A 19,545-nucleotide genomic window follows, 5' to 3' on the forward strand; every position below is an offset into this window, starting at 1 on the left:
CGAGGCCGCCGATTACGCCGGCCTCAGGTGCCGCACGATGTCCGCCTGGATTCCGGATGCATCCGGACCGAGCCACGCGGACAGATGGGTGCCGAGCTGGATTCCGACGAGACGGGCGTCAGGAAGTGCGCCGGAGGCGTGCACGCTCTGCTCATAGGGAACGTCCGCGTCGGTCTTCGCATGTATCAACAGCACTGGCGTGGAGACGCTCGACAGCGGCAGGTCGAGGCGGGCGAACTCGTCGAAGTCGTTCTCGAAGCCTGCCTTTCGGGTCCCGGTCACGGTGTCGACGAGGGCGCGTGCGAAGTCCCGCTGGTCGTCGTCGTCGAGAATTCCGGCGGTCAGCTCACGCGCCTGCGCTCGCGTCAGGTCACCTTCACCGGACAGCAACGTGGTTATCGCTGCGGCGGGCGCCTTCTCGGCCAGCGTGGTCGCGAACCACCGTCCGAGCCGGCTGAAGAGGACCTTCTCCTCCCCCAGTTCGAGGCGACCCCGGAACGACGCACCCGGATCGAACTCCGTACTGACGGCGGCGACCGCCACCATCGACGTGACCCTTCCGGGTAGGGCGGCCGCCAACCGGTAGGCCGCCGGGCCTCCGCCCGACCAACACATCACACCGAAGTCCGCGACGCCGAGCGCCGAGAGCAGGTCGGTGATCTGCGCCGCCTGCTGCTCGGGGGTGCGATTCTCCCCGGTGAGCGGTGTGCCGAGGTAGCCCGGCCGCGACACCGAGATGACGCGGTGGGTCGGCGACAGGAATCGCGTCATCAACGCGCCCTGGTCGCAGCCCCCGGGTGACCCGTGGACGAAGACCACCGGCGGCCCGTCGCCGATGTCGACGAACTCGAGAGACCCGTACGACGTGTCGGCGGTCTGTGGGATGAGATCGGGCGATCCGGTGCTCGACCGTGCCATGGCGGGAGTCCTTCGGTCCGGGACTGATCTCGGTGATCGTATCGCCGACGGCATCTCGTCACCCGCGATTCGGGACACCGGGGACGAACGCACGACGGCGGGCGAGACCCGGCAGCGCAACACCTTGACACCCTTCCCGTCGAGGCATGGGATGAGATCACGAGTCCAGCCACTCACTCACCCGTGGAGGTTGCCCAGTGCGCACCATCATGGAGACCGGAACGCGCCCACACCATGTGCTCCACCCCGGTCCGCGTGGGCGACGACGCGCAGCATTGGCGATGTCGGCGGCCATCATCACAGGTCTCATGTCGTTCGCGGTTGCCCCGACGGCGACGGCCGGGCCGGTGGCCGACTCCGCGATGACGGGCTTCGCGATGCCGTTCGCCGGTGCGCCGGCCTTCGAGCACCTCGCTCCCACCCAGGTGACCCGGCCGGGGCAACTCAACGCTGCTCTCGGTCAGCCGACTGCGGACCGGGTCGCGCAGCAGATCGGCCTGACCCGCGCGGACGCGCTGTCCGACAAGCAGTCTCGCGAACTCATCGCGGGCGGCGGAGTCGGCGGCAACCGCGCGGACGCCACGATCATCGACGCATGCATCCGAATCCTCACCAATACGACGGGGAGACCGCTGTACTCGGAGGTCGACGGTCATCTCATACCGTCCGTGCTCGCGAGCTATGGCCTGTACGTCGATGCGAACGGTCGCCTCCAGAGCCCGGCCAACGCGGACGCCCCGACACGGCAGGTCAACTCGCTGATCGCCCCCGGCGGCTTCGTGGGCAACTGGCTGCGGAACAACGGCGCCACTCGGACGCTGGCCGCGCTGTATCGCTCCGCCTACACGATCGAGGCCGCTTTCGGTTTCGCGGCGCAGCAGATGTCCGGCGCAGCGCAGCTCGTGACGAACACCAAGGGCGGCGTCAGTACCCAGGTGGGCATGTCGCTGGCTCCTCCCCTGTGGATCGTGAACTTCGCCTTGCTGTACGTCGTGCGGCCCTCGCTGGCGGCCGCGATGCCGGCCCACTGGGCACCCATTCCGCCGGAGGTCGCCCAGGCCATCCACTCGAGCCCGACCGGCCACGTCCCCTACGCATTGTGGGCGTCGTCGTTCGACTGGTCTCGATACTCAGGCGATGGACTTTCGCGACACCGAGTCCTCTTTTGAGACTCTCAAAGCAGGGACTTGACGACTCTCCCGTCGACGTGTCGGCTCTTAAGGCTTCCTGAAAATGGACCTCTGACGCATCTGGCAACCGCCACACACACGGCACGACGTTCTCATAAGTCTCACTATTTCTGCTCGCGTCGCGTCGCAGTGTTTCGAGATTTTTGAGATACCATTGCCGTCATGGCATCACATGCGACGGCCGGCGGGATGGCGCTGGGCTACGCGCGCGAGACTTCCGGGCGGCATCCCCTGTCCCCGCAGATCGACGCACTGACCGACGCGGGAGTCGATCCCGCGCGGATCTACACCGATGCGGCCGACGCCGCGGAATCGACACCGTCAGATCCCCCGCGGCAGGGACTGACCGCGTTGCTCGACTATGCACGTCCCGGCGACACCACCGTCGTCGTCGGGATCGACCGACTCGGGCGCAGCGCACCGGAGGTTCTCGCGACCGCACGGGAGCTGTCCGGGCGACGGATCGGATTGCGCTCTCTGCGCGAGGGTCTCGACACCGACGACCCGGCCGGCGCGATGATCGTCGGTGTCCTCGCGTCCCTCGCCGAACTCGACGCGGAGATCGATGAGCGCCGACGACGGTCGACCGGGGTGTCGCGCACCGACTCGACGTCGACCGTGGGGCGGCCGCGGGTCCTCGACGACGATCAGATCGCGGTGGCCGAACGTATGCGCGCCGCCGGCCAGCCTGTTCCGTCGATCGCCTCCGCGCTCGGAGTGAGCCGCGCGACCCTCTATCGCACCCTGGCCGAAAGGCGCTCGGTCCGGTGACCACCAGTGATCCGGAGCTGCCGGAGCTCGACATCGTCACGCCGCACGGTGTCGTCACCCGCCTTCCGACGTCTTTTCCGATCTACGACGCCGAGCTGGACGCACACCTCGACCCCGATCTGTTCCAGCAGGGCTTCACCGACGCGCTCGCGTGCCTCGACGACATGCCCTCGCCGTGGGCGCGGCATCACGCCTCGTCGATCATGGCGTGCCCGCCCGACCCGGACGACGACGAGCCGAGTTATACGCGCGGGTACCGCGCCGCACTGTACGGTCACCTGCGGCACGGACGGGAGTGAGCATCCGAGACATGTGACCGGACACTCGCGGTCAGGTCAGATCCGAACGCCGCCGGCATGTCACCGTCGGTCGTAGGTCAGCACACGCACACCACCCGGCAGCGCGGTCTCGTCGACCGGAGTGAACAGGGTCGGTGTGAACGGCCCGGCGAAGAGCGGGATACCGTTCCCGATGACGGCCGGATTCACCTTCAGGATCAGCCGGTCGATCTCGGGAAGCAGTGCGTGGGCCAGTGTGCCGCCACCCACCAACCAGATGTCGAGGCCGTCCTCGCGTTTGAGTTCGCGCACCCGGCCACAGGGATCCGCACGAACCAGTTCGATTGCAGCAGAAGGTACCTCGTCGAGCGTCTCGGAGACGACGAGATGTCGCAGATGGGGATACGCGTCGTCCAGGCCTGCCGCGAGCCCGATCTCGTAGGAACTGCGCCCTTCCACGACGGTGTCGAAGACGGCGCCGGGTCCGTCGACGCCCAGCGCCTGACGGGCCGGCGCCGGCAGCGTCTCGGGGTGATTGTCGACGATGAACCGGAGGACGTCGTCGGTGATCGGGAAGAACTCGTTTCCAGACGGATCGCCGCCGTCGGGCCCGGCGATGAAACCGTCGAGGGTTGTGGCCACGTAGTAGACGAGTTTGCGCACGCGGTCATCCTGACATGTCCCGAGCAGCGTCTGCCGTAGTGGCCTCGCGTGGGAATCCGAGCCCCTAACCTGAGAGCATCCCCCAGCAGAGGAGCGCCATGGGCCACGTGGTGATGTACGCCGCGGTATCGGTCGACGGCTTCATCGCAGACGACGACGACCAGCCGGGCCCGCTCTTCGAGTGGTTGCTCGCCGGCGACGTGCCGTTGGATGACAGCGGTGCGTTGACCGTCTCGCGAACGTCCTACGACTACACCCGGCCGTACTGGGATCGGATCGGCGTCACCGTCGTCGGCCGCCACGTCTTCGACCTGACGGACGGATGGGATGGCGTGCCGCCCGGCGGCGTCGAACACGTGGTCGTCGTGACACATCGACCGGCACCGCAGGATTGGGACCCGTCGACGCCATTCCACTTCGTCGGCAGCATCGAAGCGGCGGTCACCACGGCACAGGAGCTCGCAAGTGATCGTCTGGTCGAGGTCGCCGCCGGCGACGTCGGCGGCCAGGTGTTCGCGGCCGGTCTCGTCGACGAGGTGCGCATGGACGTGGTGCCCGTGATCTTCGGGTCCGGCAAACGCTATTTCGGGTCGGCCGACGGACATCATGTGCTGGAGAATCCAGATGAGGTCATCCAGGGCGACCGGGTGCTGCACGTGCGCTATCGGGTGCGCCGATGACCAACGCGTGCGGCCGCTCAGACCGTAGGCGCGCAGCGCGGCTCGCGAACCACGAGAAGCGCTGATCGGCTCCGGGTGAACGGCCCGTGAACGGCCGGTCGATCGACCTGCCCGAACGCCGGAGAATCGCCTGCGCAAGGATAGGAGCACGAGAAGGCGTCGGCCGATGGGAATGACCGAGTGAACAACACGTATGCCGGTGACCTGATCCCTGTCTTCTTCCTCTCCGACAGCACCGGCATCAGTGCCGAGACCATGGGCAATGCCCTGTTGCTGCACTTCCCCGATCATCGATTCGACCGGACATTGATCCCGTTCATCACCACGGCCGACGACGCCCGTGAGGTGGTGGCCAGGATCGATGCCGTCATGGACCGGGGCACCACACCGCTGGTGTTCGTCACGGCCGCGCTCGACGACGTCCGTCTCGAGTTGCAGAAGACCCGCGCTCCCCTGATCGATTTCTTCGACATGCACATGCAGCAGGTCGAGTCCATCCTCGGCACCCGGGGCGCCCGAACCCCTGCCCGTCTACACGGCGTCGGCGACGTGAAGCGTTACAACGCACGCATGCAGGCCGTCGAGTACGCGATCGAACACGACGACGGCCAGAGCGTGCGCACACTCGACAAGGCGGATGTGATCCTGGTGGCGCCGTCACGCTGCGGGAAGACCCCGACGACCATGTACCTCGCGCTGCAGCACGGACTGCGTGTCGCGAATTATCCCCTGGTCGACGAGGACCTGAACAGCACAGATCTCCCTCGCCCGATCCGACACCTACAGGACCGGTGCTTCGGGATCATCACCACCGCGGCCCGCCTCAGCGCAGTTCGGACCGAACGCCGACCCGACTCGACGTACGCGTCACTGCGCCAGTGCACGTACGAACTCAAACGTGCGGAGCAGTTGTACCGCGATCACGACCTCCCGGTGGTCGACTCATCGTCGAAGTCCGTAGAAGAGATGTCCACGCTCATCCTGCAGGTGCTCGCTCGCAGGCCCCACCCTGAGAATTGAGGAACCAGTTCATGAACAACAACGTCCGTTGGTTCGCCGACCTCGGCCTCGCCGACCTCGAGCAGGTCGGCGGAAAGAACGCATCGCTCGGCGAGATGGTGCGCAACCTGACCGAGGTCGGCGTTCGGGTCCCCAACGGGTTCGCGACCACCGCCGACGCCTACCGCCGGTTCGTGAACCAGCCCAGCGCCGCGGGAACCAGCCTGGCCGAGAAGATCAGCGCCCTCCTCGCCGACCTCGACACCGAGGACGTGCAGGCACTGTCCGCGGCCGGCCGGGAGATCCGCGCAGCGGTGATGGAGCAGCCCTTCCCGGAAGATCTCGACGCCGACATCCGCACTGCCTTCGCCGAGTTGGCGGGTGAGTCGGATGAGGCATCCTTCGCGGTACGGTCCAGTGCCACCGCCGAGGACCTGCCGGACGCATCATTCGCCGGGCAGCAGGAGACCTTCCTCAACGTGCGGGGCATCGACGCGATCCTGCAGGCGATGCGGGAGGTGTTCGCGTCGCTCTACAACGATCGCGCCATTGCGTACCGGGTCCACCACGAGTTCGAGCATGATGCCGTCGCGCTGTCGGCGGGCGTCCAGCAGATGGTGCGCTCCGACATCGGAACCTCGGGGGTCATGTTCACCATCGACACCGAGTCGGGCTTCGCAGACGCGGTGTTCGTGACGGCGTCGTACGGGTTGGGCGAGGCGGTCGTGCAGGGTGCGGTCAATCCCGACGAGTTCTACGTCTACAAACCCGCTCTGCGGGCCGGCCGACCCGCCGTGCTCAAGCGCGGCATCGGATCGAAGGCGACCAAGATGGTCTACACCGAGAACCGTTCGGTCGGACGCACGACCGAGTTCGTCGATGTCGACCCGGCCGAACGGCGGGTGCTCAGCCTCACCGACGCCGAGGTCGAGGCGCTCGCCCGCCAGGCCCTGCTGATCGAGGAACACTACGGACGTCCGATGGACATCGAGTGGGGCAAGGACGGCGTCGACGGTGAGCTCTACATCCTGCAGGCGCGCCCCGAGACGGTGCAGTCCCGGGCTGCGGTGACCGGCCAGCAGCGGTTCCGACTCACCCAGACGGGGAACGTACTCGTCGAGGGCCGGGCGATCGGTGCCCGCATCGGCGCCGGCGCCGTCCGGGTACTGGAATCGGTGGAGCAGATGCACGAATTCCAGGCGGGCGAGGTGCTCGTCGCGGACATGACCGATCCCGACTGGGAGCCGATCATGAAGCGCGCCAGTGCCATTGTGACCAATCGCGGCGGCCGCACCTGTCACGCCGCGATCATCGCACGCGAACTGGGCATCCCCGCCGTCGTCGGGACCGGCGACGCCACCCGATCCCTCACCGCCGGTCGCGAGGTCACGGTCTCGTGTTCCGAAGGCGACACCGGTTTCGTCTACGAGGGACTGCTCGACTTCGACGTGACCGAGTCCTCGATCGAGGCGATGCCGGAGATCGGCACCAAGATCATGATGAATGTCGGCACCCCCGAGCAGGCGTTCGCGTTCTCCCGTCTGCCGAACAGTGGTGTGGGCCTGGCCCGACTGGAGTTCATCATCAACCGCCAGATCGGCATCCACCCCAAGGCACTCCTCGATTTCGACACCCTCGACGGGGCGCTGAAAGATCAGATCGGTGAGGCGATCGCGGCCTATCCGAGTGCGCGGGAGTTCTTCGTCGATCGTGTGAGCGAGGGTGTGGCGACGATCGCCGCGGCGTTCGCGCCGCACCCGGTCATCGTCCGGATGTCCGACTTCAAGTCAAATGAGTACGCGAAGCTGGTCGGCGGCGACCTGTATGAACCCGACGAAGAGAATCCGATGATCGGTTACCGCGGCGCGTCGCGTTACCTGTCGAAGGATTTCGCCGATTGCTTCGAAATGGAATGTGCCGCACTGAAGTACGTTCGCGACGAGATGGGTCTGACCAACGTCAGGATCATGATCCCGTTCGTCCGCACGGTGGCCGAGGCCGAAGGGGTGATCAGCCTGCTCGCTTCCCACGGCCTGCGGCGCGGTGAGAACGACCTCGAGGTGATCATGATGTGTGAGGTGCCCTCCAACGCGGTCATCGCCGATGCGTTTCTCGATCACTTCGATGGATTCTCCATCGGCTCCAACGACATGACGCAGCTGACCCTCGGACTCGATCGCGACTCTGCGCTCGTCGCGGACGGGTTCGATGAACGTGATCCGGCGGTGAAACACATGCTCGCCGCCGCCATCGCCGCATGCAAGGCTCGCGGGAAGTACGTCGGCATCTGTGGGCAGGGACCCAGCGACCACGTCGACCTGGCCGAGTGGCTCCTCGAACAGGGAATCGAGTCGATGTCACTCAATCCGGACACCGTGGTCGACACCTGGACACGCTTGGCACGACTCGGCTGAACACACCGGTCCCAACGCAATGTCCATCGCGAATTGCGTTGGGATCGTTCACAGCGATATTCCTGCGCCGGTCTAGTGTCATCAGCCCATTCGGAATACGTCGACCGGAAGCCGTCGGTCGGTCTCCGTCTGACGACGAAGAGGACATCACCGGTTCGTGACCCGGCGAACGCTTCCTCGGGCAGGGGCGTGCGTGTCCTCGTCGTCACCCGCGGTCTCGCACGATCTGTTGTTCAGAACATCCCGGATCGGACCGTGAACGCCGTGATCGGCGATATACCCCGGATTCTTGCCGCCGATGAATGCGATCGCGGTGCCGACGACGACGGATCGCATCCGCCGATCGACGTTCGGTCGGACTGGTCCCCCGACGCGGCTGCAGTGAGGCGCTGGTGAATGTCGGCACGTCGCGAAGACGACTGTGACCAGCACACAAGTGCTGGTCACGACGTCGGGCTGACAGGATTTGAACCTGCGACCACCTGACCCCCAGTAGCTCGGAGAACGTGCACCTATGTTCGATGGCGTCCAATACGTCCAGCTCAACGGCCTGCCGCCGTTCACCGCGTAACGCTGTGTCCATTGCGTGCGCGCGGGTCTTGGCCCACTGTTGGCCCAACGTCGAACGTGTGAGCGGTTCGCCATCCATGGTGCGGCACACCAGAATGCGCTCGAAGGGACAGCGGGGCTGTCCGCCTGTGCATAGAGGTCGTCAGTTCGACGCGATTCGATGGAACCAGGTGGAGGCTGACTGCGTCAGACTCGTATGAACTTCGACGAGAAACGGTACCTCGAAGGCACCGTCGGGCCGTGGCCGAATCCGCCACACCCGGCTGCATGCCTAACCGGTCGGTGGGTTCCCACTAGAGTGATGTCGTCAGACAGGGCTTGGAGGGGATCAATGGTCAGGAAGAGTCAGACCACCCGACTCACCACGCAGCACCTTGCGAATCATGGTGTCGAGGGCATTTTCGGTGAGATCGCCAAGAACCACGATTTGACTGTGGATCAGGTCGCCGACTTGGCCGTCAAGCAGTTGGGGATGGACTTCCCCACGCTCACCTTCCGCCATCGCATGCAGATGACCAAGAAGGAGATCAACGCCAAGCTCGCGCAGATCGATGCAGACCTGGGGCAGGTCCTCTTTCTCCCCAACGGTGAGATCAGGCCGGATGGGGGGCTCATTGAGGTTCTCGATGACGACGACGAGTGGAGGGTTGTTCTCGTTACCGAGGCCAAGTACCAGGGCAAGGACATCGAGAACATCCAAAAAGGGGAACTGGTCGGCAAGAAGAAGGATCAGGACCTCATGGCGGCGGGCAACGCCATTGAGAGGTCTCACAAGAACGTCCGCGAGATTGCCAACTTCATGCTCGGTGAGCAGCACTTCCCCTACATCTTGTTCCTGGAGGGATCGAACTTCCTTACCGAGACAATCTCAATCACCAGACCCGATGGTCGGGAGGTCACGCTCCGCTACGACTCGGGCAGCCTCAACCGCATCGACCGTCTCACTGCCGTCAACTATTCGATGCCCATCAACACCAACCTCTGCGAGAACAAGGTCGTCACCAGCAAGGGGCAGGCGATCATGTTGCAAGCGGCTTCCATCTACACCCAAGGCAAGGGTGGCCCGTGGGATGAAGCGGACATGCTGGCGATCATGATCGAGGTTGCAACCACCTCGATCAAGGTGCTGGCGAGCGATCTCTTCCACCAGATGGTGGCCAAGCCCAATGAGGAGGTGTCCGATGACGAGGGTCGTTGACCGATCACTGCTGGTAGATGCCAAGAAAAACAAGAACGACGAGTTCTACACGCAGTACGTGGACATCGTGGCCGAGCTCGCGCATTACAAGGGCCACTTCGAGGGCAAGGTCGTTTACTGCAATACCGATGACCCCCGGGTGAGTAACTTCGTCAAGTTCTTCGTCGACAACTTCGAAACTCTGGGGCTCGCCAAGCTCGTCGCCACCGGCTACGCACTGGGAGATGAGACCCGCGGCTCCGTGATGGTCTATGACGGTTCAGAGCAGGCTCTGAGAGATTTCGAGACCGGGAAGGTCGAGCGGCTCGAAGGCAATGGGGATTTCCGTAGCAGTGAATGCCTTGAGTACCTGAGGCATGCAGATGTTGTGGTCACCAACCCGCCGTATTCCCTTCTGCGCCAGTTCATCTCCTTTATGCGGAGTTACGAGAAGGACTTCCTCATCATCGCCACGGTCAACGCGATCACCTACAAGGACATCTTCAAGCTCATTCAGGACGGAAATGTCTGGTTGGGTGTCGGCCTGGGTCGCGCAGTCTCGGGCTTCATCGTGCCAGAGCATTACGAGCTCTACGGAACGGAGGCGAGGATCAACGAGCGGGGTGAGCGGATCGTCTCGACGAACAATAGTCTCTGGCTGACGACGTTGGATCTCGAGAAACGCCACGAAGACATCCCTCTGCTGGAGACCTATGTCGGTAACGAGGATCGGTACCCGACTTACGACAACCTCGATGGGATCAACGTCAACAAGACCAAGGACATCCCCGGAGATTATTACGGCCTCATGGGCGTCCCGATCACCTTCTTACACAAGCACAATCCCAGTCAGTTTGAGATCGTCCGCTTCCGCAAGGGAGACGACGGCAAGGATCTCAGGGTGAACGGAAAGTCGCCGTACTTCCGCATCGTCATACGCCGAAAGACAGATCGGGACGTGGAGCCTCTTCTTCCTGGAGATGCGGCTCTTGCCGATGGGCAGACACTGATGTTTTAGGGCCGGGGTACCTCATACGGGCACGGTGCCCGCGCTGATCACGATACCGCTCGATAGCCGCTGCGCAGCTCGGCGACGTACCGATCCCCCGCCGGTCCCGGCGGGACCCCGCAGCGCCTTGATGACGTCACCCTCGCCCACCTCGCCGCGTTCGTCGAGCACCCGTGCCAGCTCGACGACGGCGGGCCAACACCTGTCGAGCAGCGGCGCGGCGGCGATCGCCGACGGGTCACCCACCGAGGCGCGCAGCGTCGCGCAGTCGTGCGAGTTCACGTCGAGTACCCGCCACATCTGTCGTTGCGTCGGTCGCGGTCCGAACCGATGAAGTGCCTCGGCCATCGGACCGGCAGCGGTGATGAGCGGATGCAACCCGAGAGCATCGGGGCGGTTGTGCTCGGTGAACCCCGCATGATGGCGACTGTTCGGCGTCAACACCGCGCGCTCGATGCCCGGCCCGAAGATCACCGAGGCGACCGCGTGGCCTGCCTCGTGAAACGCGGCGCTCATCCGATCCGCATTACGTGAGGTCCGCTTACTGGCCACCGGAGACCTCCTGGCGATGGGACTCGATGAAGTAGGACGACCGGCGCTCGTGGCGTGTTGGCCCACGGTCGAGGCCGATCCGCGACGTCATGCAGGCATCGCAGGTGAATCCGTGGACGGTGCCCCGGTACCGAACAGTGGGTTCTCCGCAGCCGGAGCAGGCATGTAGGTAATCCGCGGTCACGACGCACTGTCCTTCTTGGCGGTCTCGTCGATTCCCAGCTCGGCCAGTACGTCGCGGGCCATCTGAGCGTCGCTGGGCTGGGTCGGGCGGCGCGAGGTGTCACCGAATTGACTGCGGAAAAAGTCGGAACGATCGATTCGCCGATGGGTGTCGAGGGCGGCGCGGTCGAGTGCGCGTAGCGCTTCGATCACGGTGTCGGAGGCGGTCTCGCCGCCGCGACGATTCTTGTTCTGATGCCCGAGAAGGTGTGCCAGGGCATCAGCGTCGCGTCGGGCGAGGTCAACCAGGGTCGGTGCCCATGACCCGTCGGCGAGCTGGTCACGGGGTGATCCCCGGGACCGAGGTGCGCGTGACTGTGCGCAGGGCTTCGCGGGCACGACTGCGATCAGTTCCGTCGAGGCCCCGTAGCTTGGCGCCGGCGGTGAGTCCGGCGACGGTTCCACACAGCTCGCCAACCGCATCGGCGACCGCCTCGACGTAGCCGATGTACCCGGTTGCGTTCGGCTGTTCGGCGATTCGCTTGGCCAGCGGTTCACAGATGGCGTCGACCTCGGCTGCGAGTGAGAAGTCGGCGTCGTAGGTGAACGGCAGCCAGTGGCGTCGTCGGTCGCGCTTCTCGTCCTGGCTGTAGGTCGGTTCCGGCGCTACTGGCCGCTCCCGACGCGGGGCGAGATATCCGGTGATTGCCATGTTGGGTCTCCTAATTCCGTTGTTCGGTAATGGTTTTTGGTGCGATGGCGAGCACAGCACGCGCCCGTTCGAGGTCTAGGTCCAGGACGTGCCGACAGACCTGGGCCAGGCCATCGAGGTCGAGGTGTCCCTCGGCCGTCGCACCACTCCCGCTCGGTCGGTGGCGGTGCCGGTGCGACTGCGGCCGGGAGCACATCACCCGGACGAACGCGCTCCGCCTGGGCCGCGTCCGGTCCTGCGGCATTGACCGCGCCGGACACGGGAGTCCCCGACCACCCGCTCAGCCGCCTCCGGGCATCTGGGAGCCAGCAATGAGGGGTAGGGGGTTGCTGCCACTGGCCCACGCCCCCGCCGCCAGGTCCGCCAGTTACCTGGCATCCGAAAAACGGCCAGCGTCAACACAATCCGACCTCAACCGTTGACGCCGAGCGTCAACAGACCCACCAACGACAGGAACACACCGTGAACCGACAGAATCAGACCGTGAGCCGCGCCGCCCGCGTGGTCCTGGCCCTCCGAGACGATGACCTGGACGCCGCGGTCCGCGTCCTCACCGAGGCATCGACCACCGGCGGCCTCGGCGCGCTCCGGGACGTGGCGCTGGCCTTGGGCCAGATGACCGCGGACCGGATCTCCGAGGAGTCCGTGGCCGAGCTGGTGGCCCGCTCCCTGGACGCCGAGTCCACCCGGTGATCGGCGTCGTGCCGACCGGGGTCACCAGCTCCCACCACGTCCGCGGCGTCGGCCACCACGACCACACCGAGTACCAGGCCGACGACGGGACCCGCGTGGTGGTCTCGGAGTACCGGAAACGGACCGACCCTCTCACCGTCACCTGGTGGACGCCGGACGGCCACCGCCACGAGATCCGGGAGCGCGGGTCCGCGCGGTTCGTGCTCGCGGTGGCCGGTTTCCGACTGGCCGAGGAGTAGCCGGACCCACACCGACGACGGCCACCCAACGCCATCATGGCCCTGGGTGGCCGTTGCCGTGTTGACGCCAAACGTCAATAACGACAACCGATCTCGACGGTGATAGGCTCAGCGGTGGCCGACGCGGTATCCCCGCCGACGCCAAGCCCTCGGACTCGTGTCCTGGCATCGACCAGCCAGCGGTTACCGCCCGCCATCGGTGAGAACACCATCGGTCCGACGCTCGCAGTGATGAGCCAGCGGCATCAGCCGCCCGCCTCCCTGGAGTTGCGCGCAACACCCCCAGACGGTTCACCCGTCGTCGTGCAGCTCCCTCCAGGGCCTCACCGGCGATGGGTGAAAATCCCACAGTTCAACTCTCACAGAAGGTTTCACCGTGACCCGCTATCACCTCGGCCAGGACGGCCGCATGGGATTCATGGACCAGTCCGACGCCGAACTCAAGACCCGGCGCTCCCAGCTCATCGCGGAGGGTAACGCCATCCTCGGCCAGAAGTCCCTCACCCGCGGCGACCACGAGACCGCCCAGGCCAAGGCCAACCACATCAAGGCCATCGACGCCGAACTCAAGGGCCGCGCCGAGCGCCGGTCCGGCGGTGGAGCCACCGGCGGCCACCAGCGCATCGACCACCACGAGGGCACCATCGGCTCCAGCGGTCTCGGCGGGGAGTCCAAGGGATACCTGACCTCGGCCGCGATCAAGAACGCCGGTGAGCGTCTGGCCGCCAAGATCACCGAGGCCCGTGAGGGTAAGTCCCTGACCGCGGCCGGTGGCACCGAGGTCACCGTGGTGGACCCCGGCCTGGCTCCGATGGGTCGGCCGACCACCGTCCTGGACGTGGTGCCGGTGATCGGGGCCTCGGCTCCGGCCATCCGCTACATGCGCCAGACCAGCCGGACCAACGCCGCCGCGGTGGTCGCGGCCTGGGCCACCAAGCCCACCTCGGAGTACGGCATCACCCCGGTGGACCGGACCCGTAAGGTGTTGGCGCACTTGAGCGAACCGCTCCAGGAGTATGACCTCCAGGACGTTCCCGCGCTCATGGAGTTCGTCAACACCGAACTCCAGTTCGGCCTCATCCGGGCATTGGAAAACGAACTGTTCAACGGTGACGGCACCGCGGCCCACCTCCACGGCATCGCCCAGGAGTCCGGCGTCCAGACCCAGGCGTTTGCCACCAACCTGTTCGCCACCACCCGCAAGGCCGTGACCGCGGTGACCACCCTCGGCTACCTGCCCAAGGTGTTCGTCCTCGGCCCCGCCGACCTGGAGACCATCGACCTGGCCACCACCTCGGGGTCCGGGGAGTTCGTCAACAAGGGTGGCCCGTTCGACCCGGCAGAACAGAAGCTCTGGGGCGTGCCCGTCGTGGTCTCCACCCAGCTCGGAGCCAAGACCGGCTACCTCATCTCGGAGGACTCGGTCCGCGTCTACTCCGACGTTGGCGCGGCCGTCCGCGTGGAGTGAAACCGCTCCGGTGATGACTTCACCAAGAACGCTGTCCGCGCACGCGTGGAGGGCCGTTACGAGATCGGCGTGAGCCGACCCGAGGGCATCGTCAAGATCACCACCCAGGCCGCATGATGTGACCGCAAGACCAACGGCCCCGGATCTCCAGGTGGAGGTCCGGGGCCGTTGGCGTCGGTGGAGGTGCGAGTATATCTATGGCGTGATCTGGCCCTGACTCTGCTGTTTCCTAGCAGCGACGGCGGCCTTGGCCTTGGCCACCTTTGCTGGTGACTGGTAGACCTCCACAAGGATCTCCTCCATGAGCGCGATCACCATCTGGGAATCCTCCTCTGTAACCGGCTGAGCAAAGTCGCCGTGCGCCATCTCGTTACCGAGGTCGCGGATACTGTGAGCGCCATCCTTAATATGTTCGCGGACAAGGTTTTTGGTGAACATCTCGTCAATCTTCGCGGCGAGAACTCCCTTGGAAATGCCCTTGTCCTTGGCTGTCGCCTCGATGACGGCTCGCGCCAGCAAGATCGACGCGCGGTAGTGATGTCGTGAGTGACACTCGAACGCTTCAGTGGCCGAGTCAGCGATGGGCCTAGGAACGTCCGCGTATGACCTCGTTGCCCCTGCTGACGGTATCCACATATCCACGCCATGCTGTTCCAGCGTGCGCTCAATTGTCTGCTCCCAGTCGCGCCGCAGGTCCACGATCTTGAGTCCGACCGATATGGCCAGACAAGAGACACACTTGTACGCGCCGTACACCGCAATCTTGTTTTCGGGAATCCTCGGGTCATTCCAGTTCTGGGCGGCGCTGCCCTCCAGCAATTCATGGCCGGTGAGCGCTTCGCAGTGCCAGCACTGAGTGTTTATCACCGCGGTCCCGATCCCGAGATCTCGTGAGACTCCAAGCCGCGCTCAACGTCAATCTGAACCGCGTTGGCCAACGGTCCGCCGGGTACGTCGGACCAACGGATCTCGACAGTCCCGAGCGCGTTGGGGCCTGGAATGAACCTCCAGCCACCGACATCCTCACCGTCCGGGACCTCGGTCTCCAGGGTCACGCTGGCGTGACGGTCCGGCGCGTAGGGAGGACGCGCGGCGTGCCAGGCGTCGGCGGCATCGTCCAGGGAGGCCGCGCTCACCGCGTAGGCCGTCTGGCCCGTCCGGTTCACCAGTACATGGCCGTTGTCGTCGTCTCTGGGCTCCAGTGTCCAAGGCATTGGTTGAGCATATCGGTGGCGGCCAGCAACACTGGGCCGGATCATGGCCCCTCATCCCAACGAGCCAGCTCCCACGCCGTGAACACAAGAACGGCTCGGACCTCCGGGTGGAAGTCCGAGCCGCTATTGCACGGTGACCCTGATCCAGCTTGTTTACGCTGGTCACGACGTCGGGCTGACAGGATTTGAACCTGCGACCACTTGACCCCCAGTCAAGTGCGCTACCAAACTGCGCCACAGCCCGTTACCCCGTTTCCGGGGCGTTGATGAGCGTAGCCGACGAGCGCCCGTTCGAACCAATCGCCTGGTCAGAACGGTGTACGCCGGCACCGCCACGGCGGTCAGGTCGTGGTCGAGCGACCCTTGAACCACATCCACCCCGCGGTGATCAGGATGGCACCCACGATCGAACCGATGATCCCGCTGGGTCGGAAGTCCAGGCCGTCACCGGCCAGCAGGCTGATCAGGAGACCGCCGACGAAGGAGCCGACGAGACCCGCGACGATCGCCACGCCCCAGTCGATCCCCTTGGCTCCTCGCCCGAGGATCAATTGCGCACCCGCGCCGATCAGCATTCCGAACAAGACGATTCCGATGATGAGCACGAGTGGAAGTATCGCACGCCCGTCGGCTCAGATCGCGTACCCCTCAGCGTTTGCGGCGTTGCTCCCGCTTGTCGCGGACGCGAACGTTGACCCGCACCGGTGAGCCGTCGAAGTTGAACTCCTCGCGAAGTCGACGTTCGAGGAACCGGCGATATCCCGCCTCCAGGAATCCCGTCGTGAAGAGCACGAAGGTCGGAGGTCGCGTCGCCGCCTGGGTGGCGAACATGACCCTCGGCTGCCTACCGCCGCGCAGCGGCGGAGGCGTGGCCGCGATGACGTCCTTGAGCCAGTTGTTGAGCCGCCCCGTGGCCACGCGCTTGTCCCACGACGCCAACGCACCCTCGAGCGCAGGCACCAGCTTCTGCACCGAACGGCCGGTGCTCGCGGAGATGTTGACGCGGCGCGCCCACGGCACCCGGGCCAGCTCGCGATCGATCTCCTTGTCGAGCTGATAGCGGCGGTCCTCGTCGACCAGGTCCCACTTGTTGAAGGCGATGACCAGCGCGCGGCCGCTGTCGATGATCATCGACAGCACCCGCAGGTCTTGCTCGGTGATCGGTTCCGACGCGTCGATGAGCAGGATCGCGACCTCGGCCGCATCGAGGGCGGCGCGTGTCCGGAGCGACGCGTAGTACTCGTGACCGCTCGCGGTCCGGACCTTGCGTCGCAACCCGGCCGTGTCGACGAACTGCCAGGCCTTGCCCCCGAGTTCGATGAGCTCGTCGACCGGGTCGACCGTCGTCCCGGCGACGTTGTCGACCACCGACCGCTCCGAACCGGCCAACTTGTTCAGCAGCGAGCTCTTGCCCACATTCGGCTTGCCCACCAACGCAACCCGTCGCGGCCCACCCATCGCGGGCCCCTCACGAGGCGTCTCCGGGAGCGCGGCGAGGATGACGTCGAGCAGGTCGCCGGCCCCACGGCCATGCGCTGCGGACACCGGCTGCGGTTCGCCGAGACCCAGCGACCACAGTGCCGCGGCCTCGGCCTCGGCGCGCTCGCTGTCGATCTTGTTGGCGGCGAGGATGACCGGGGTCTTCGATCGGCGCAACACGCGGGCCACGGCCTCGTCGGTGGCGGTGGCACCGACGGTCGCGTCGACGACGAGCACGATCGCGTCTGCCGTTCGCATCGCGAGCTCGGCCTGCGCTGCGACCGCCTGCTGCAACCCCTTCGCATCCGGCTCCCACCCACCGGTGTCGACGACGGTGAACCGTTGTCCTGACCAGCTGGCCGCATACGAGACGCGGTCGCGGGTCACCCCGGGGATGTCCTCCACGACCGCTTCGCGGCGGCCGAGGATGCGGTTGACGAGGGTCGACTTGCCGACGTTGGGGCGGCCCACGATGGCGACCACCGGCACCGGGGTCGCATCGACCGGTTGCCCGTCGACATCGACATCGACCAGGTCCCAGTCGGTTTCATCCGACCAGGTCCCGTCACCGGGCAGTGCCAGTTCGTCTCCGGGCGTGCCGCCCGTGTTCTGCTCGGTCACGACTGCACTCCGATCCGGTCGCGCACGAGACCGCCGAGGGTGTCGACGACCTCGTCGAGGGTGAGGTCACTGGTGTCGACGAGCACGGCGTCGTCGGCGGGCCGCAGGGGCGACACCGCCCGGGTCGAATCCAGATGATCGCGACGGTTGACATCCGCGAGCACCTCGGCGACGTCGCCGGCGCGGCCGGCGGCGACGTTCTGCCGATGGCGCCGCATCGCACGCGCCTCCGGCGTCGCGGTGAGGTAGATCTTCAGATCGGCATCGGGGAAGACGACGGTCCCGATGTCGCGACCCTCCACCACGACGAAGGCACCCTGTGCCTCACGGCGTTGGACCGCAACGAGTTTGGTGCGCACAGCGGGAACGGCGGAGACCGCGGACACCGCCTTGGTCACCACGTCGGTGCGGATATCGGTGGAGACATCGGCGCCGTCGAGGTAGGTCGTCGATCCGCCGCCTGCGACGTCGAGGTTGATGTCGGCGCGATCGACGGTCTCGCCGATCGCAGCCGGATCATCCAGCGACACATCGGCATTCAACACAGCCAGGGTTGCGGCCCGGTACATGGCGCCGGTGTCGAGGAACTGTGCGCCGACCCGGTCGGCGAGGATCTTCGACACCGTCGACTTGCCGGTGCCGGCCGGTCCGTCGATGGCGATGACGCGGGTACCGGCGCTCACAGTCCGACCGCCTTGTACAGCTCACCGATCTCGTTGCGATTCAGGACTCGCAGACTGCCGGGTCGTTGCTCGCCGAGTGTGACGGCACCGACATGGGTCCGGACGAGCGCGGTGACCGGGAACCCGACCTCTTCCATCATGCGGCGCACGATCCGATTGCGTCCTTCGTGCAATGTGATCCGGACCAGTGACTGCCCTTCGTACACCGACACGGCGGTGAAGGAGTCCACCGCGACGGGGCCGTCCTCGAGTTCGACGCCGGCGCGCAGGGTACGCCCCAGTGAGCGCGGCACCTCACCACGCAACGTCGCCATGTAGGTCTTGGGGACCTCATAGGACGGATGCATCAGTCGATGGGCCAGCTCGCCGTCGTTGGTCAGCAGGAGAAGTCCCTCGGTGTCGGCGTCAAGGCGTCCGACGTGGAACAGTCGCTGCCCCGCCATCACCCGCTCGGCGACGATGTCACCGACACACGGGCGACCCTGGTCGTCGGACATGGTCGACTGCCAGCCCTTGGGCTTGTTGAGGGCGAGGTACTGCTTGCTCTCGTCGATGACGACGCGGGCCCCATCGACACGGATGATCGCGGTGTCGGGGTTGATGCGCAGGCCCTGCTCGGTGACGATCTCGCCGTCGACATCGACCCGGCCGGCCGCGATCAGTTCTTCCGCGCCTCGCCGCGAGGCGACACCGGCCGCGGCCAGCACCTTTTGCAGGCGGACACCGTCGGCAACGTAGGTGGCGCCGGAATCGCCGAGGTCGGCGTCGGGGACCTGGTGTCGCGCCGGTTTGGCGTTGTTGAGTCGGACCTTGCCCGAGGTGACATCCGGTTTCGACGAACCCTTGCGGTGCGGTTTCCTCGTCGAGCCCGCCGTCGGGGCGGCGCGGCCCTTGCCGGAGTTCTTCCCGGCACCGGTCTTGCCGGTCGGCTTCTTGCCGGAGGAATGTCGTGCAGACGGGCTCTGGGAGGGTGCGTTCTTGCCGGTCTTCTGCACGCGCGACGACTTCTTGCGCGGGCCCGGTGTGCCGTCTCGGCTAGCGGATGCCATGGTG

23 protein-coding genes and 1 tRNA gene are annotated in these 19,545 nt (G+C 65.8%); 12 read left to right on the forward strand and 12 right to left on the reverse strand.

What is annotated here, in order from left to right:
• Positions 1–12: 12 nt before the first annotated feature.
• Positions 13–918 carry an alpha/beta fold hydrolase gene (locus tag EEB19_RS02855; protein WP_187582945.1) on the reverse strand — a complete coding sequence of 302 codons (906 nt, stop codon included), beginning with the start codon at positions 916–918 and terminating at the stop codon, positions 13–15.
• A gap of 308 nt (positions 919–1,226) precedes the next feature.
• Between EEB19_RS02855 and EEB19_RS02860 the strand changes: the two genes are divergently transcribed.
• From EEB19_RS02860 to EEB19_RS02870, 3 genes are all read left to right on the forward strand, one after another.
• Complete coding sequence (locus EEB19_RS02860) at positions 1,227–2,087, forward strand: hypothetical protein (RefSeq protein ID WP_187583108.1); 861 nt, start codon at positions 1,227–1,229, stop codon at positions 2,085–2,087.
• Between the two features lie 210 nt (positions 2,088–2,297).
• A complete protein-coding gene (locus tag EEB19_RS02865) occupies positions 2,298–2,879 on the forward strand; it encodes a recombinase family protein (protein ID WP_187583110.1) in 582 nt (193 codons plus the stop codon).
• A complete protein-coding gene (locus EEB19_RS02870; RefSeq protein ID WP_187582947.1) occupies positions 2,876–3,178 on the forward strand; it encodes a hypothetical protein in 303 nt (100 codons plus the stop codon). The genes EEB19_RS02865 and EEB19_RS02870 overlap by 4 nt, the downstream gene beginning before the upstream one ends.
• A gap of 60 nt (positions 3,179–3,238) precedes the next feature.
• Here the strand turns inward: EEB19_RS02870 and EEB19_RS02875 are convergent, their stop codons facing one another.
• Positions 3,239–3,820, reverse strand: coding sequence for a dihydrofolate reductase family protein (locus tag EEB19_RS02875; protein WP_187582949.1), 582 nt, complete (start codon positions 3,818–3,820; stop codon positions 3,239–3,241).
• 98 nt (positions 3,821–3,918) lie between these two features.
• Here EEB19_RS02875 and EEB19_RS02880 point away from each other — a divergent pair, with 98 nt between their 5' ends.
• The 5 genes from EEB19_RS02880 (at position 3,919) to EEB19_RS02900 (ending at position 10,678) form a co-directional block, all read left to right on the forward strand.
• Entirely contained in the window at positions 3,919–4,500 is a 582-nt protein-coding gene (locus tag EEB19_RS02880) for a dihydrofolate reductase family protein (RefSeq protein WP_187582951.1), read from the forward strand.
• A gap of 180 nt (positions 4,501–4,680) precedes the next feature.
• A complete protein-coding gene (locus EEB19_RS02885) occupies positions 4,681–5,520 on the forward strand; it encodes a pyruvate, water dikinase regulatory protein (RefSeq protein WP_187582953.1) in 840 nt (279 codons plus the stop codon).
• Positions 5,521–5,531: 11 nt separating this feature from the next.
• Positions 5,532–7,913: a phosphoenolpyruvate synthase gene (gene ppsA / locus EEB19_RS02890; protein ID WP_187582955.1), complete on the forward strand. Its 2,382-nt coding sequence runs from the start codon at positions 5,532–5,534 to the stop codon at positions 7,911–7,913.
• Positions 7,914–8,814: 901 nt separating this feature from the next.
• Positions 8,815–9,681, forward strand: a complete 867-nt coding sequence (locus tag EEB19_RS02895) for an EcoRI family type II restriction endonuclease (protein WP_187582957.1) — start codon at positions 8,815–8,817, stop codon at positions 9,679–9,681.
• A complete protein-coding gene (locus EEB19_RS02900) occupies positions 9,665–10,678 on the forward strand; it encodes an adenine-specific methyltransferase EcoRI family protein (RefSeq protein WP_187582959.1) in 1,014 nt (337 codons plus the stop codon). Before EEB19_RS02895 ends, EEB19_RS02900 begins: the two co-directional genes overlap by 17 nt.
• 12 nt (positions 10,679–10,690) lie before the next feature.
• On the opposite strand, the gene EEB19_RS02905 is transcribed toward EEB19_RS02900, so the two are convergent.
• The 3 genes from EEB19_RS02905 to EEB19_RS02915 all read right to left on the reverse strand — a co-directional run bounded on the left by EEB19_RS02905 (position 10,691) and on the right by EEB19_RS02915 (position 12,095).
• Positions 10,691–11,185 (reverse strand): hypothetical protein, encoded by a 495-nt coding sequence (locus EEB19_RS02905; RefSeq protein ID WP_187582961.1) that lies wholly within the window; start codon positions 11,183–11,185, stop codon positions 10,691–10,693.
• Positions 11,186–11,401: 216 nt separating this feature from the next.
• A complete protein-coding gene (locus EEB19_RS02910) occupies positions 11,402–11,782 on the reverse strand; it encodes a hypothetical protein (RefSeq protein ID WP_187582963.1) in 381 nt (126 codons plus the stop codon).
• Positions 11,724–12,095 (reverse strand): hypothetical protein, encoded by a 372-nt coding sequence (locus tag EEB19_RS02915; protein ID WP_187582965.1) that lies wholly within the window; start codon positions 12,093–12,095, stop codon positions 11,724–11,726. The genes EEB19_RS02910 and EEB19_RS02915 overlap by 59 nt, the downstream gene beginning before the upstream one ends.
• Before the next feature lie 88 nt (positions 12,096–12,183).
• On the opposite strand from EEB19_RS02915, the gene EEB19_RS02920 reads away from it, so the two are divergent.
• From EEB19_RS02920 to EEB19_RS02935, 4 genes are all read left to right on the forward strand, one after another.
• Positions 12,184–12,342 (forward strand): hypothetical protein, encoded by a 159-nt coding sequence (locus EEB19_RS02920; protein WP_187582967.1) that lies wholly within the window; start codon positions 12,184–12,186, stop codon positions 12,340–12,342.
• A gap of 215 nt (positions 12,343–12,557) precedes the next feature.
• Positions 12,558–12,788 (forward strand): hypothetical protein, encoded by a 231-nt coding sequence (locus tag EEB19_RS02925; protein WP_187582969.1) that lies wholly within the window; start codon positions 12,558–12,560, stop codon positions 12,786–12,788.
• A complete protein-coding gene (locus EEB19_RS02930; RefSeq protein ID WP_187582971.1) occupies positions 12,785–13,027 on the forward strand; it encodes a hypothetical protein in 243 nt (80 codons plus the stop codon). The genes EEB19_RS02925 and EEB19_RS02930 overlap by 4 nt, the downstream gene beginning before the upstream one ends.
• 376 nt (positions 13,028–13,403) lie before the next feature.
• Entirely contained in the window at positions 13,404–14,495 is a 1,092-nt protein-coding gene (locus tag EEB19_RS02935) for a phage major capsid protein (RefSeq protein WP_262365384.1), read from the forward strand.
• A 195-nt stretch (positions 14,496–14,690) separates the two neighbouring features.
• Here the strand turns inward: EEB19_RS02935 and EEB19_RS02940 are convergent, their stop codons facing one another.
• The 7 genes from EEB19_RS02940 to EEB19_RS02970 form a co-directional block, all read right to left on the reverse strand.
• On the reverse strand, positions 14,691–15,362 hold the full coding sequence (locus tag EEB19_RS02940) for a DUF4145 domain-containing protein (protein ID WP_262365385.1): 672 nt from the start codon (positions 15,360–15,362) through the stop codon (positions 14,691–14,693).
• Positions 15,359–15,709 (reverse strand): hypothetical protein, encoded by a 351-nt coding sequence (locus tag EEB19_RS02945; RefSeq protein WP_187582974.1) that lies wholly within the window; start codon positions 15,707–15,709, stop codon positions 15,359–15,361. Before EEB19_RS02945 ends, EEB19_RS02940 begins: the two co-directional genes overlap by 4 nt.
• 170 nt (positions 15,710–15,879) lie before the next feature.
• Positions 15,880–15,953 (reverse strand) — tRNA-Pro (locus EEB19_RS02950).
• A gap of 97 nt (positions 15,954–16,050) precedes the next feature.
• Complete coding sequence (locus tag EEB19_RS02955; RefSeq protein ID WP_187582976.1) at positions 16,051–16,314, reverse strand: GlsB/YeaQ/YmgE family stress response membrane protein; 264 nt, start codon at positions 16,312–16,314, stop codon at positions 16,051–16,053.
• Between the two features lie 43 nt (positions 16,315–16,357).
• Positions 16,358–17,809 carry a ribosome biogenesis GTPase Der gene (der, locus tag EEB19_RS02960; RefSeq protein WP_187582978.1) on the reverse strand — a complete coding sequence of 484 codons (1,452 nt, stop codon included), beginning with the start codon at positions 17,807–17,809 and terminating at the stop codon, positions 16,358–16,360.
• A complete protein-coding gene (cmk, locus tag EEB19_RS02965) occupies positions 17,806–18,492 on the reverse strand; it encodes a (d)CMP kinase (RefSeq protein ID WP_187582980.1) in 687 nt (228 codons plus the stop codon). Before cmk ends, der begins: the two co-directional genes overlap by 4 nt.
• Positions 18,489–19,541, reverse strand: coding sequence for a pseudouridine synthase (locus tag EEB19_RS02970; RefSeq protein ID WP_187582982.1), 1,053 nt, complete (start codon positions 19,539–19,541; stop codon positions 18,489–18,491). The genes cmk and EEB19_RS02970 overlap by 4 nt, the downstream gene beginning before the upstream one ends.
• Positions 19,542–19,545: the final 4 nt, after the last annotated feature.

The organism is Gordonia sp. OPL2, from assembly GCF_003797825.1.
Taxonomy (GTDB): Bacteria; Actinomycetota; Actinomycetes; order Mycobacteriales; family Mycobacteriaceae; genus Gordonia.